The organism is Pseudomonas poae, from assembly GCF_001439785.1.
Lineage (GTDB): Bacteria > Pseudomonadota > Gammaproteobacteria > Pseudomonadales > Pseudomonadaceae > Aquipseudomonas > Aquipseudomonas poae.
The window spans coordinates 1-12885 of the sequence record NZ_JYLI01000030.1 but is presented as its reverse complement, the minus strand read 5'-3'; the positions used below and the strand labels follow the sequence as shown (position 1 = coordinate 12885).

Sequence of the window (12885 nt, the reverse complement as noted above, 5' to 3'; positions counted from 1 at the left end):
CCCCCATGACCGATTCCGCCAAGGCCAACGATCTGTTGGCGCAACTGCCCAAGGGCAAGGGGCCGGCGCCGGTGCATCTGTGGAACCCGGATTTCTGCGGCAACATCGACATGCGTATTGCCCGCGACGGCACCTGGTTCTATCAAGGCACGCCGATCGGGCGCAAGCCGATGGTCAAGCTGTTCTCCAACATCATCCGCCGCGATGGCGATGATTATTTTCTGGTTACACCCGTGGAAAAAGTCGGCATCCACGTGGATGACGCGCCGTTCGTGGCCGTTACCCTGGAGGTGCAAGGGCAGGGCGAAAGCCAGGTGCTGCGCTTTACCACTCACGTCGACGACGTTGTCGAGGCCGGCCTTGAACACCCGCTGCGGGTGGTCACCGACCCCGTCACCCAGGAACCTTCGCCTTACCTGCGGGTGCGCACCAACCTTGAAGCCCTGGTCCATCGCAATGTGTTCTACCAATTGGTGGAACTGGCGGTAAGCCGTCCGATAAACGGTAGTCACTGGCTCGGGGTATGGAGCGGCGGGGTGTTTTTTCCCATCGGCCTGGAGCCCTGAGGCCGGAATGTTCATCTCCCTGAAATAATTCGCTTGCTGCACACCTGCGCTTTCGGTATCAATTTGTACATGATTAGACATGTTCGATTTGATAAGAAAAAACGCGTCGTCGACGAACTCATCCGCCGTATCGAAGCCGGGGTGATGGTCGACGGTTTCCTGCTGCCAGGCGAGCACCAGTTGGCCGAAGAGTTTGCGGTCAGCCGCGGCACCTTGCGTGAGGCGCTGGCCGAACTCAAACGCCGCAATTACATCGCGACCCAAAGCGGCGTCGGCTCCATTGTCACCTTTGACGGTATGGTGCTGGACCAGAACAGCGGCTGGGCCCAGGCCCTGGCGGACACGGGCGCACGGGTCAACACCGACATCCTGCGCCTTGAAGCCGTGACCCGCAGCGATCTGCTCAGCCGCTTTGGCAGTGACCAATTCATCGCCCTCGACCGGCGTCGGCGTACCACCGAAGGCACTGCTGTGTCCCTGGAACGCTCACTGATGCCCGCGTCCGGTGGACTGGAAAGCCTGCCTCGCGTCGGCCTGATCGACAATTCCCTGACCATCACCCTGGCCGCCTACGGTTTCATTGGCGACACCGGCGACCAGTGGATCGGCGCCGAGCCCCTGAACGAAGAAGACGCCCGCTTGCTGGGCCGCCCCACGGGCACGGTATTTCTCAAGGCTTCGCGCACCACCTACGATCGGCGCGAGCGTTTCATGGAGTACGTCGAAAGCCTGCTCGACCCCGTGCACTTTCGCCTGCACCTGCAGTTTGGAGCTTCAAAATGACCCCTGAAAATCGCGCACTCGGTGCGTTCCATGGCTTGGCCCTGGGCGATGCGCTCGGCATGCCCACCCAGTCCCTGAGCCGCGAGCAGGTGCAGCAGCGCTTTGGCGCGATCACCACCCTTGAAGCCGCCGGGCCCGACCAGCCCATCGCGCCGAACATGCCCGCCGGCTCCATTACCGATGACACCGAGCAGGCCATCCTGGTGGGCCAATTGCTGGTGGAGGGCCGGGGCAACATCGAGCCCACCGTGCTCGCCCAGCGCCTGATCGACTGGGAAGCGGCGATGCGCGCCAAGGGCTCCCAGGACCTGCTGGGCCCGTCCACCAAACGCGCCATCGACCTGATCCTGGCCGGCCACACGCCGGAAGAGTCAGGCCGCTACGGCACCACCAACGGCGCGGCGATGCGCATCACGCCAGTGGGAATCGCCGCCGATATCAGCGATCCCGCACGGTTCATCCAGGCGGTGATTCAGGCGTGCCAGGTTACCCACAACACCACCTTGGGGATTTCCAGCGCGGCGGCGGTGGCAGCGGTGGTATCGGCGGGCATCAATGGCGCGGACCTGGGCGAAGCGCTGAACATCGGCGTGCAGATCGCGCAAAAGTCCGAAGGTCACGGCCACTGGATTGCCGGCGGACGTATTTCCACACGCATCAGTTGGGCGCGCACCTTGAGCGTCGGCAGCGGCGACAAAGCCCTGTTCGCTGACCTGCTCTACGAATTGATCGGCACTTCGGTCGCTTCCCAGGAATCGGTGGTGGTGTCATTCGCCCTGGCTCAGCAGGTAGCGGTTGGCGCGATGAACGCGTTTGAAGCTGTGTGCCTGGCCGCGAGCCTGGGCGGCGACACCGATACCATCGCCGCGATGCTCGGCGCCATGCTCGGTGCCTGCCTGGGCATGCAGTGCTGGCCGTCGGCATTGATTGAACAGGTCAAACAGGTCAATGGCCTGGATTTGCAGCCGTTGGTGAAGGGCCTGCTCGCATTGCGCTAAGCGCCGCAGGGCCCACATCGAAGAGATTTGCCACAACCACAACAATACAGGCATCAGGAGCCCCCTCATGAGCAACCCCTCTTCCGGCCAAAGCGCCGGGCAATTGGAAACACGCGGCATCGAACCGGTGCCGGAAGGCGAGTGCAACGGCCATCCGCTGCAGCTGTTCTGGGTGTGGTTCGCCGCCAATATCAGCATCCTCGGCCTGCCGCTTGGCGCCACGCTGGTGGCGTTTCGTGGCCTAGCCATCTGGCAGGCGATCATTGTCGCGATCCTCGGCGCCGCCGGCTCCTTTGCGGTGGTGGGGATCATTTCCATCGCCGGCCGTCGTGGCCGTGCGCCCAGCCTGACGCTGTCCCGCGCGATCTTCGGCGTGCGCGGCAATATCGGCCCGACGCTGGTGTCGCTGATGTCGCGCCTGGGCTGGGAAACCGTCAACACCACCACGGCCGCCTTTGTGCTGCTGTCGTTGTGTTCGATCCTGTTCGGCTCGCCGGTCGAGGCCAAAAGCGCACCCGTGCTTACGCTGATCTTTATCGGCATCTTCGTGCTGCTGACCCTGGCGGTCTCCGGCCTCGGTCATGCCACCCTGCTGGTGATCCAGAAGTGGGCCACCTACGTGTTCGGCGCCTTGAACATTCTGGTGGGCGGCTTCCTCTGTGCCACCATCGACTGGAGCGCAGTGTTCAACGCCACCCCGGCACCCCTGAGCGCGATGATCATCGGCGTCGGCACCATGGCGGCCGGCACCGGCATCGGGTGGGCCAACGCCGGTGCCGACATGTCGCGCTACCAGCACCGCAGCGTCAAGGCCGTGCGTCTGGTGGCGTCCGCAGCTTTCGGTGCAGGCATCCCGCTGGTGTTGCTGATTACCCTCGGCGGCCTGCTGTCGGTGGGTAATAACGACCTGGCCTCGGCCACCGACCCGATCATCGCGATCCGCGACATGCTGCCCACCTGGATGGCCGTGCCGTACCTGATCACCGCCTTCGGCGGGCTGCTGCTGTCGAACAACCTGTCGGTGTACTCGGCTGGCCTCACTACCTTGACCCTGGGCTTGAAGGTCAAGCGCGTGCACGCGGTGATCGTCGATATCGTGGCAATCTTCGCCGGCTCTATCTATTTCATGCTGATCGCCGACAGCTTCTACGGTCCGTTCATCACCTTCATCTCGCTGTTGGCGGTGCCGATCACTGCGTGGGTCGGGATCTTCGTGGTCGACCTGATCCACCGTCATTACTACAGCCCCAAGGATTTGCTCGACGTGAGCCCAAGCAGCGCCTACTGGTATCGCGGCGGTGTGGAATGGCGTGCCTTCGGCGCCTGGGCCGTGGCCATCGTGCTGGGTTTCAGTTTCACCACCATTGGCACCACCGCCGAAAACATCTGGTTCGCCGGCCCGTTGTCCGACTCCTGGCTGGGCCACAACGGGCTCGGCTGGATCGTCACCTTCCTGGTGGCTGGCGGGATCTATGCGGTATTGGGCGGCGCGGCTGACCGTCGCCCGGCGCGGGTCGAGCACGTCCATGTCTAGATTGCTGCACACCGGGCAGGTCATCGTCGACCTGGTCATGGCCCTCGACACCCTGCCTGCCAGCGGCGGCGACGTGCTGGCGCAAACCGCCAGTTTCGAAACCGGCGGCGGCTTCAACGTCATGGCGGCCGCGCGCCGCAATGGGTTGCCGGTGGTATACCTCGGCCGCCATGGTAATGGCCGTTTTGGCGACCTGGCACGCGCAGCGATGCAGGCCGAGGGCATCGAAATGGCCCTGCCGGCCAGCAGCGGCAAGGACACCGGCTTGTGCGTGGCGCTGACCGAAGCCAGCACTGAGCGCACGTTCATTTCCCATATGGGCGCCGAAGGGGAGCTGAGCGCCGAGGACCTGGCCGGCGTGGTGCCCGCTGCTGACGACTACGTGTATGTCAGCGGCTACAGCCTGCTGCTCGACGGCAAGGCGCAACCGTTGATCGACTGGCTGCTGGCGCTGCCAAGGCAAATCATGGTGGTGTTCGACCCGGGGCCACTGGTCAAGGCGCCGGAGTCGGCCCTGATGCGCGCACTGCTGCCGCGTATCGATTTGTGGACCAGCAACGGCCCGGAAGTCCTCGCCTTCACCGGCGCGGCGGATATCGCCACGGCATTGCCATCGCTCAAGCGGCACCTGAACGCCGACACAGTGTGGGTAGTGCGAGACGGCCCGAACGGTTGCTGGGTCGGGCGAGGCTCGGTCATCGAGCATGTGCCGGGCTTCAAGGTGCAGGCGGTCGACAGCAATGGCGCCGGAGATGCGCATGCGGGAGTGTTCATTGCCGGGTTGGCCAAAGGCTTGCAACCCGCAGACGCCGCACGCCAGGCCAACGCCGCCGCCGCGCTGGCGGTAACACGGTGGGGCCCGGCTACATCACCCGGCACCGCCGAACTCAATGCCTTCCTTATCGACTAAACACGCGCGCAAAAAGGTGGGAGGGGGCAATCCCCCTCCCACCTGTGTTTAAACCGGGGTTCAGCCCGCTTTGCGCAACGCTTCGATCAATTGATCCTTGCGCATGGTGGAGCGGCCCGGAATATCCTTGGCTCGCGCCTCCTGCATCAGGCTTTCCTTGATCTGCGTGCCCAACGACGTTCGGCTGCTGCGCGGATGTCCTTCACGACTGGCTGCCGCGCGCCTGGCCGAATCCTTCCGGTCCTGGGTCTTCTTTGCCGGCGCTTTGCGCTGGCCCGAACCGCCGGCCTTTTCGCCGCCGCCGGACTGCTTGTTGACGGTGGCCCAGGCACGGGCTTCGGCTTCATCCTTGGGCAGACCCTGTTGCTCATAGCTGTCTTCGATATGAGCGGCCTTGCGTTTCTGTTCGCTGGTGTATTTGGCTTTGCTTCCACGAGGCATCGTCAAAACTCCTTCCGGCCCCGTGAGCGGGGCCGGACCTGCAATGAATTTACTGAGTGCTTCCACCATCAAGCTTGCGCGCCTCATCCACACCCGAGGCGGTCAGCTTGATCGGCAGGTTCAGCGAGTATTCACCGTCGTTGTCGGTGGTCACATGTCCATCCTTGATCAATCCACGGTCCTGGAGAAACGCCAGCACACTGGCCACCTCCTTTTCACCGCGGTAGTTGTCCAGCACCTCCTTGCCCAGCCCTTGCGGGTGAGCGTGCAACAGGCGGGTAAGGACTTCTTTCTCAAGGTTTCTATCGACGTTCATGCGTACCTCTTCACGGGGAAATGATCGGCTGTTCGTCCTGCTTTCGATGTATCAAGGCGCGGGTTGTTTTGGCGCGCCTGGCACGTTCGAGTCGTTACCGGTATTGATTTTCGGCTCGTTGACCGATGGGCCCATTTTGCCGTTGCCGACAGCAGCAGGTGCCTTGCGGTCAGTGTCGTGGCCCTTGGTGTGCGGGTCGGCGCCATTGGTGTTGTCGATGACCGCGCCACCGTTGGTGTCCATGCCCGTGCCCATGGATTTTTGCGACTCGGTGGTGGCGTCCGGTGTCGGGTTGGTCGGGCCGGTGGTGGAGCTGGCCGCAACGGCGCTCAGCGAAGCAGCGGACAGCAGGCCGGTGAGGGCGAGGGCAGCAAACTTGGAAGTCTTCATCAGGGTGTCTCCATATGATTAATGTCCTTACCCCTTATTGGTCAGCCCCCCTTTGCGGTTCGTGCCTTGATGCCGACGAACGGTCTTGAGGCACCTGTAAGATTTTGTGTACCGCATGTGCAGTCGTTCAAGCGCCGTACAGCTGGCCTTTGCGATAGTCCTTTGGCGTTATCCAGGTCTTCGGGTATCTGTCGCCTTCCAGGCAGAGCTCAGGGGATCCATTCGCCCGGATGTGTATCGAGGGTGATACGGAGTGGATACGCAACATTACGTATCGGCGCCTTAGCCGGATGGCCCCCACACAGCGAACACTGCCGCCATGACTACCGTGAGCTTGCTGAAAGACCCCGTGAACACGCGCTCGAGCGAGGTGTTGTACGGCCCCCTCCAGCCTGAACTGTTGCGTGACGAGGTGCTCGCCGACCTGCTCGAAGCCACCGCCAAACGTGACCCCCGGCAGGTGGCGCTGATCGACGGCGAGCGCCAGCTCAGCTACGGCGAGTTGGACCGGCAGGCCGCCTGTGTGGCCTCGCGCCTGATCGAGGCGGGGGTGCGGCCGGGGCAGATCGTCGGCCTGTGGATGCCGCGCGGCATGCCGTTATTGGTGATGCAGGCCGGCATCGCCAAGGCCGGCGCCGCCTGGCTGCCGATGGACGAGGACACGCCGCTCGAACGCCTGCAAGTGTGCATGGAAGACGCCCAGGCGGTCGGCGTGATCTGCGCGCGCAGCAGCGCAGCGGCATTGGCGGAGGTGGGGCTTGTCGCCTGGGGCGCAGACGATCTGCTTGCGCCGCTGCAGGGCGCGCTGCAACGCCGCAGCGGTGCCCGGCCCGAAGACCCGGCCTACGTCATCTATACCTCGGGTTCCACCGGCAAACCCAAGGGCATTCTGATTTCCCAGGGCAGCATCTGCCACTTTCTACGCAGCGAAAACGCGGTCCTCGGCATCCAGGCCAGCGACCGCGTCTACCAGGGTTTTTCCGTGGCCTTCGACATGTCGTTCGAGGAGATCTGGATCGCCTACCTGGTGGGCGCGACCCTGTGGCTCGGCCCCAAGGACATCACCGGCGACCCCGAAGCCCTGCCGCGCATGCTCACCCGCCAACGCATCAGCGTGCTGCACGCGGTGCCCACCTTGCTGGCGCTGTTCAGCGAAGACGTGCCGAGCCTGCGCCTGATCAACCTCGGCGGCGAAATGTGCCCCGAATCGCTGGTAGAGCGCTGGAGCCGCCCCGGTCGGCAGATCTTCAACACCTACGGCCCCACCGAAGCCACGGTTTCCGCCAGCCTGGCACGGCTGCAACCTGGCGTCGCGGTGACCATTGGCACGCCGCTGCCCAACTACGGCTTGCTGGTGATCGAAGCCGACCTGGCCGCGGGCGCCGCGCCGACGTTGCTGGCGCGCGGGCAGACCGGCGAGCTGTGCATCATCGGCCCGGGCCTGGCCGCAGGCTACCTGGGGCGCCCGGATCTGACCCGCGAAAAGTTCATCGACAACCCCTGGGCCAGCGGCTACCACGACGAACGCCTGTACCGCACCGGCGACCTCGCGCGCATCGACGCCGACGGGCAAGTGGTGTGCCTGGGGCGCGCCGATGATCAGGTGAAGATCCGAGGATTTCGCGTCGAGCTGGGCGAAATCGAAGCCTTGCTCGCCCAGCAGCCTGGCGTTGGCACGGTGGCGGTGCTGTTGCGCAATGACGCCGGCATGGACCAGTTGATTGCCTACCTGGTGGCGGAGGGCGGCGTGCCGGTCGAAGGCCTGCCGGTGCAGTTGCGCAAGGCCTTGCAGGCGCGCCTGCCGGCCTACATGGTGCCCAGCCGCTTCGAACTGCTCGACAGCATGCCGCGCCTGACTTCCGGCAAGATCGACCGCAAAACCCTCAAGGCCCGGCCGCTTGGCGTCGACACCAGCGGCGCGAACCTGGAGTCGGACAGCCCCGAAACCCCTGGCGAAAGCGTGCTGTTCGCCGCCTTGCACACCCTGTTCCCCGGCCAGCCGATTCGTCGCGAGGCCGATTTTTTCAGCGACCTGGGTGGCCACTCGTTTTTCGCCGCGCGACTGGCCTCGGCGTTGCGCGCCGACCCACGTTTCGCCCATGTCACCGTGCGCGATATCTATCAGCAGCGCCGCGTCGGCGCGATTGCGCAGGTGCTGCAAGCCATGCCGCAACCGGCTGCGCAACAAGCCGCCTGGACCCCGCCTTCGGCGCTGGCGCGCTGGCGTTGTGGATTGGCCCAGGCCGCGCTGCTGCCGGCGATGGTGTGCCTGCGCATGAGCCAGTGGCTGGCGCCCTTTTTCACCTATCACTACCTCACCGGCAGCCCCGGCGACTCGGTGGCCGTGGCCACGGCGGCGTCCATTGGGGTATTCCTGCTGGCGACGCTGGTGCAGTTCGTGCTGGCCATCGCCGGCAAATGGCTGATTGCCGGGCGCCTGAAACCGGGTGTCTACCCGTTGTGGGGCCTGACCTATTTTCGCTGGTGGGCCGCGTCGCGCATGATCGAGTCGGCGCCGGTCTACCTGCTCAGCGGTTCTTCGCTCTACAGTGTGTGGCTGCGGGCGCTCGGTGCCAGGGTCGGGCGCGAGGCCAATATCGGCTCCGTCGGCGTGCGCGTTCCCGACCTGTTGCACATCGGCCATGAGGTCAGCATCGGCAACGGCGTAAGCCTGGAAAACGCCCGCGTCGAGCGCGGCCAACTGCATCTTGGGCAGGTCACGCTCGACGACAACGCCTGCCTGGGCTCCTACACGATTCTGGAAGGCAACACGGCGCTCGGTCGCAGCGCTCACCTGCAAGGGCAATCGGCGCTGGCCGACGGTGCGAGTGTGCCGGCCGAGCGCATCTGGAGCGGGTCACCGGCCGTCGATATCGGCGCATTCGACCCGGCCAGCCTGCCGCCGCGGCCGGTGGTGGGGCGTGGGCAATTGCTGCTGGAAAACCTGTTCTACGGGTTCGGCATCCTGCTGATCGCCACGCTGTTTTTCATCCCGGTGTTCCCGACGTTTTTCCTCATCGACTGGTTCGATGAGCAGCAGATCCTGCCCTGGTTGCAGGCGCAAAACGTCGGCGTGCAACTGCTGCGCTACTTTGCCCTGGCCCTGCCGGCCGCTGCCGTGCTGATCGTGGCGATGGTGCTGATTTCGGCAGCGCTGCGCTGGGCCGTGCTGCCGCGCCTCAAACCGGGCAACTACCCGGTGCACAGCCGGGTGTATTGCAGCAAATGGCTGGTGAGCCATATTCAGGAAGCCAGTCTCAACGTGTTGTCCGGCCTTTACGCGACGGTCTACGCGCCGCTGTGGTATCGCCTGCTGGGCGCGAAGGTGGGCCGCGATGCGGAAATCTCCACCGCCCAGGGCGTGATTCCCGACATGCTTACCCTGGGCGATGAAACCTTTATCGCCGACGCCGTGATGCTTGGCGATGAACAGGTCGACGGCGGCTGGATGCGCATTCAGCCAACCGTGGTGTCGCACCGCAGCTTCGTCGGCAATGGCAGCTACATTCCCGACGGCACGACGTTGCCCGAGAACGTGCTGATCGGTGTGCATTCCCGTGCGCCGCTGAACGCCGACATCGCCAGCGGTGACACCTGGCTCGGCTCACCGCCGATCAACCTGCCGGCGCGCGAACAGGTCAGTGGCTACCCGGACCACCTGACATTCCGCCCTACGCCGTGGCGTCGTCTGGCCCGTGGCAGCATCGAGGGCCTGCGCATCGTGTTGCCTCACGCCACGGTGATCGCCGTGGGCTACACGGTCATGCTCGACCTGATGCCGGTGGCGCAGGACGAACGCTGGGGCGCGGTGTTCGGTTACCTGGCGCTGATCGGCCTGGCCTACAGCCTGGGCAACTACCTGTTGGTGGCGGCGTTGAAATGGCTGGTGCTGGGCCGCTATCGCAAGCGTTGCGAAGCGATGTGGACGCCTTTTGTGTGGCTGTCCGAAGGCATCACCAGCCTTTACGAAGGCATGGCCGCGCCCAATTTCATGAGCTACCTGCGCGGCACGCCGTGGCTGCCGCTGGCCTTTCGCGGCCTGGGCTGCCGGATCGGCCGTGGCGTGTACATGGACACCACCGACATCACCGAATTTGACTGCGTGAGCATCGGCGACCACAGCGAGTTGAACGCCGGCGCCTGCCCGCAGACGCACCTGTTCGAAGACCGTGTGATGAAAATCGACCGCGTGCTGATCGGTGCGCGGGTCTACATGGGGCCGCGCAGTGCGGTGCTGTACAGCGCCGAGGTCGGCGACGGTGCGCGGCTGGGGCCGTTGACCCTGGTGATGAAGGGCGAGAGCATCCCGGCATGCAGCAGCTGGGTGGGCTGCCCGGCGGCACCGGCACGCGCCTGATGCCGGTGCCCGTGTGCATGTGGCCGCAGGCGACACCGCGTTGGCAGGCCGGCATCCTGTTGCTTGGCCTGCGGCACGCGGCCGGCACCACCCGCGATGCGGCACGCACGCGGGTACGTCAGGTGCTGCTGCAACTGCTGGAAGTGCCGGGCTGCAGCATCGAAGCATCCGCCGGGGCCGGGCAAGTGCCGCAGATTCAGGTGCCGGGGCATGCGCGTGCCGGGCTGTCGATCAGTCACGACGGCGATTTTTCGGTAGCGGCGGTGCATTTGCATGGCCCGGTGGGCGTGGACGTGATGGCCGTGCAGGACACGGCGGACTGGCGCGGCGTTGCCAGCGATTACCTCGGCCCGCAGGTGCTGGCGCGGTTGTGCGCCGCGAACCAGGCGCAGCGGGCGCGTTTGTTTGCCCGGGCCTGGTGCGAGCGCGAGGCGCGGCTCAAATGTGCGGGGCTGGGCTTGAGCGAATGGTCGCCACAGTCGCAGCCTTCGGCCCGCACCCTGGAGCTGGCGTTGCCGGCGGGGCTGGTCGGCGCATTGGCGCTGCCGGTATGAATTGCGCTGCATTCGGTCATGAAACCGCCTTAGTATGTGTGCTTTGAAACTGCCAAGGCGCCCCCATGACCATTGAGATTCGCCCCGCCGTGCCCAGCGATGCTGCGCAGATCCTGACTTTCATCACCGAGCTTGCCGAATATGAAAAGGCCCGGCATGAAGTGATCGCCAGCGTGGTGGATATCGAACGCAGCCTGTTCAGCGAGGGGGCCACCGCCCATGGCCTGATCTGCCTGCGTGACGGTTTGCCGATTGGGTTTGCGGTGTTCTTTTTCAGTTATTCCACGTGGCTGGGCAGCAACTGCCTGTACCTGGAAGATCTGTACATCAACCCGGAACAGCGCGGCGGTGGCGCGGGCAAGAAGTTGCTGCGCCACCTGGCCAAAATCGCCTGTGACAATGGCTGCGGGCGTTTCGAATGGAGCGTGCTGGACTGGAACGAGCCGGCGATTGCGTTCTACAAGTCCATCGGCGCCCAGCCCCAGGAAGAGTGGGTACGCTACCGCATGGAAGGCGACGCGCTGCGCGACTTTGCCCTTGGCTGACATGCATCTCTGAAAACGCTGGGATCAACTGTGGGAGCTGGCTTGCCTGCGAAGGCGGTTTTTCGGTGTACATATCAAGAGCGCGGCGGCCTGAGAGCCGACCGAGATTGTCTGCCGAACCCTTTACACAATGTGGGAGGGGCTTGCTCCCGATGGCGTCGGCCCAGCAAACATTAATGTTGACTGACCCACCGCTTTCGCGGGCAAGCCCGCTCCCACTCTTTTCTAATGGGTTTTCTCACTATGTGGGATGTAAATTTATATATTGAGATATTTCAGTCTCCGGGTTTATAGTCGCCTGCATCAGCACTCACTGCCAAAAATAAAACAGGTGAAGCGATGCAGGCACAACCGTTGTCACTCCCCGCCGTGCCCGAGCCCGTGTATGGCGAGCGGCTGAAGAACAAGGTGGTGATCATCACCGGCGCCGCCCAAGGCATCGGCGAGGCCATCGTGGCCTGTTTCCAGGCGCAGCAGGCGCACCTGGTGATCGCCGATATCCAGGCCGACAAAGTCGAGAAGGTCGCTGCCCACTGGCGCGAACGCGGCGCCGAGATTCATGCGCAAGCCGTCGACATCACCTCAAAAGCGCAATGGCAGGCGCTGGTCGACACGGCCCTCGAGCGCTTTGGTCGCGTCGATGTGCTGGTCAACTGCGCCGGGGTCAATGTGTTCCGTGACCCGCTGGAGATGACCGACGAAGACTGGCGCCGCTGCTTCGCCATCGACCTTGACGGCGCCTGGTACGGCTGCCGCAGTGTGTTGCCGCACATGATCGAGCAGGGTATCGGCAACATCATCAACATCGCGTCCACCCACTCCAGCCACATCATTCCCGGTTGCTTCCCGTACCCCGTCGCCAAGCATGGCCTGCTCGGCCTGACCCGCGCCCTGGGCGTCGAATACGCGCCCAAGGGCATCCGCGTGAATGCGATTGCGCCGGGCTATATCGAAACCCAGCTCAACGTCGATTACTGGAACACCTTCCCCGACCCCCATGCCGAGCGCCAGCGCGCGTTCGACCTGCACCCGCCCAAGCGCATCGGCCAGCCCATCGAGGTGGCGATGACCGCGCTGTTTCTGGCTACCGATGAGGCGCCCTTTATCAATGCCACCTGCCTGATGATCGATGGCGGGCGGTCTGTGATGTACCACGACTGAAACGTTGCTCAATAACAAGAATGAGGTGGTTCATGCTGGTTAAAAACAGGCTTAAGAAAACCCTGGGTGCCGTGGCATTTGCATTGGCTTTCAGTGGGGCTGTTTCTGCTGAAGAAGTAAAAATCGGCTTCCTGGTCAAACAGGCCGAAGAACCCTGGTTCCAGACCGAATGGGCCTTCGCCGAAAAAGCCGGCAAGGAACATGGCTTCACCGTGATCAAGATCGCCGTGCCCGATGGCGAGAAAACCCTGTCGGCCATCGACAGCCTCGCCGCCAACGGCGCCAAGGGCTTTGTGATCTGCCCGCCGGATGTATCCCTCGGCCCGGCCA

At 64.1% G+C, this 12885-nt stretch carries 12 protein-coding genes and 1 pseudogene; 10 read left to right on the top strand and 3 right to left on the bottom strand.

The window, feature by feature from the left end; translation table 11 throughout:
- Positions 1–5: 5 nt before the first annotated feature.
- The 5 genes from TU75_RS24910 to TU75_RS24890 all read left to right on the top strand — a co-directional run bounded on the left by TU75_RS24910 (position 6) and on the right by TU75_RS24890 (position 4791).
- Positions 6–566 (top strand): DUF1285 domain-containing protein, encoded by a 561-nt coding sequence (locus tag TU75_RS24910; protein WP_003233454.1) that lies wholly within the window; start codon positions 6–8, stop codon positions 564–566.
- A 69-nt stretch (positions 567–635) separates the two neighbouring features.
- Complete coding sequence (locus TU75_RS24905) at positions 636–1349, top strand: GntR family transcriptional regulator (protein ID WP_032870420.1); 714 nt, start codon at positions 636–638, stop codon at positions 1347–1349.
- On the top strand, positions 1346–2347 hold the full coding sequence (locus TU75_RS24900) for an ADP-ribosylglycohydrolase family protein (RefSeq protein WP_060550459.1): 1002 nt from the start codon (positions 1346–1348) through the stop codon (positions 2345–2347). Before TU75_RS24905 ends, TU75_RS24900 begins: the two co-directional genes overlap by 4 nt.
- Before the next feature lie 67 nt (positions 2348–2414).
- Positions 2415–3881, top strand: coding sequence for a purine-cytosine permease family protein (locus tag TU75_RS24895; protein ID WP_060550458.1), 1467 nt, complete (start codon positions 2415–2417; stop codon positions 3879–3881).
- Positions 3874–4791 carry a PfkB family carbohydrate kinase gene (locus TU75_RS24890; RefSeq protein ID WP_060550457.1) on the top strand — a complete coding sequence of 306 codons (918 nt, stop codon included), beginning with the start codon at positions 3874–3876 and terminating at the stop codon, positions 4789–4791. Before TU75_RS24895 ends, TU75_RS24890 begins: the two co-directional genes overlap by 8 nt.
- Before the next feature lie 60 nt (positions 4792–4851).
- On the opposite strand, the gene TU75_RS24885 is transcribed toward TU75_RS24890, so the two are convergent.
- The 3 genes from TU75_RS24885 to TU75_RS24875 are packed head-to-tail and all read right to left on the bottom strand — an operon-like array spanning position 4852 to position 5938.
- Complete coding sequence (locus TU75_RS24885) at positions 4852–5232, bottom strand: hypothetical protein (protein ID WP_060550456.1); 381 nt, start codon at positions 5230–5232, stop codon at positions 4852–4854.
- A gap of 49 nt (positions 5233–5281) precedes the next feature.
- Positions 5282–5548, bottom strand: coding sequence for a hypothetical protein (locus TU75_RS24880; protein WP_003233443.1), 267 nt, complete (start codon positions 5546–5548; stop codon positions 5282–5284).
- Positions 5549–5599: 51 nt separating this feature from the next.
- Positions 5600–5938 carry a hypothetical protein gene (locus TU75_RS24875; RefSeq protein ID WP_003233441.1) on the bottom strand — a complete coding sequence of 113 codons (339 nt, stop codon included), beginning with the start codon at positions 5936–5938 and terminating at the stop codon, positions 5600–5602.
- Between the two features lie 319 nt (positions 5939–6257).
- On the opposite strand from TU75_RS24875, the gene TU75_RS24870 reads away from it, so the two are divergent.
- The 5 genes and pseudogenes from TU75_RS24870 to TU75_RS24850 form a co-directional block, all read left to right on the top strand.
- A complete protein-coding gene (locus TU75_RS24870) occupies positions 6258–10295 on the top strand; it encodes a Pls/PosA family non-ribosomal peptide synthetase (RefSeq protein ID WP_060550455.1) in 4038 nt (1345 codons plus the stop codon).
- Entirely contained in the window at positions 10250–10849 is a 600-nt protein-coding gene (locus tag TU75_RS24865; RefSeq protein WP_060550454.1) for a 4'-phosphopantetheinyl transferase family protein, read from the top strand. Before TU75_RS24870 ends, TU75_RS24865 begins: the two co-directional genes overlap by 46 nt.
- Before the next feature lie 65 nt (positions 10850–10914).
- The gene (locus TU75_RS24860; RefSeq protein ID WP_003193496.1) at positions 10915–11394 is read left to right on the top strand and encodes a GNAT family N-acetyltransferase; all 480 of its coding nucleotides are present in this window, start codon (positions 10915–10917) and stop codon (positions 11392–11394) included.
- A gap of 339 nt (positions 11395–11733) precedes the next feature.
- Entirely contained in the window at positions 11734–12555 is an 822-nt protein-coding gene (locus tag TU75_RS24855) for an SDR family oxidoreductase (protein ID WP_060550453.1), read from the top strand.
- Positions 12556–12587: 32 nt separating this feature from the next.
- Positions 12588–12885: pseudogene (locus TU75_RS24850) on the top strand (arabinose ABC transporter substrate-binding protein); the annotation flags it as partial.

Bases quoted from the DNA above. Each gene is read 5' to 3' on its own strand.
- TU75_RS24910 (WP_003233454.1), top strand. From the start codon at position 6: ATGACCGATTCCGCCAAGGCCAACGATCTGTTGGCGCAACTGCCCAAG.
- TU75_RS24905 (WP_032870420.1), top strand. From the start codon at position 636: ATGATTAGACATGTTCGATTTGATAAGAAAAAACGCGTCGTCGACGAA.
- TU75_RS24900 (WP_060550459.1), top strand. From the start codon at position 1,346: ATGACCCCTGAAAATCGCGCACTCGGTGCGTTCCATGGCTTGGCCCTG.
- TU75_RS24895 (WP_060550458.1), top strand. From the start codon at position 2,415: ATGAGCAACCCCTCTTCCGGCCAAAGCGCCGGGCAATTGGAAACACGC.
- TU75_RS24890 (WP_060550457.1), top strand. From the start codon at position 3,874: ATGTCTAGATTGCTGCACACCGGGCAGGTCATCGTCGACCTGGTCATG.
- TU75_RS24885 (WP_060550456.1), bottom strand. From the start codon at position 5,232: ATGCCTCGTGGAAGCAAAGCCAAATACACCAGCGAACAGAAACGCAAG.
- TU75_RS24880 (WP_003233443.1), bottom strand. From the start codon at position 5,548: ATGAACGTCGATAGAAACCTTGAGAAAGAAGTCCTTACCCGCCTGTTG.
- TU75_RS24875 (WP_003233441.1), bottom strand. From the start codon at position 5,938: ATGAAGACTTCCAAGTTTGCTGCCCTCGCCCTCACCGGCCTGCTGTCC.
- TU75_RS24870 (WP_060550455.1), top strand. From the start codon at position 6,258: ATGACTACCGTGAGCTTGCTGAAAGACCCCGTGAACACGCGCTCGAGC.
- TU75_RS24865 (WP_060550454.1), top strand. From the start codon at position 10,250: ATGCAGCAGCTGGGTGGGCTGCCCGGCGGCACCGGCACGCGCCTGATG.
- TU75_RS24860 (WP_003193496.1), top strand. From the start codon at position 10,915: ATGACCATTGAGATTCGCCCCGCCGTGCCCAGCGATGCTGCGCAGATC.
- TU75_RS24855 (WP_060550453.1), top strand. From the start codon at position 11,734: ATGCAGGCACAACCGTTGTCACTCCCCGCCGTGCCCGAGCCCGTGTAT.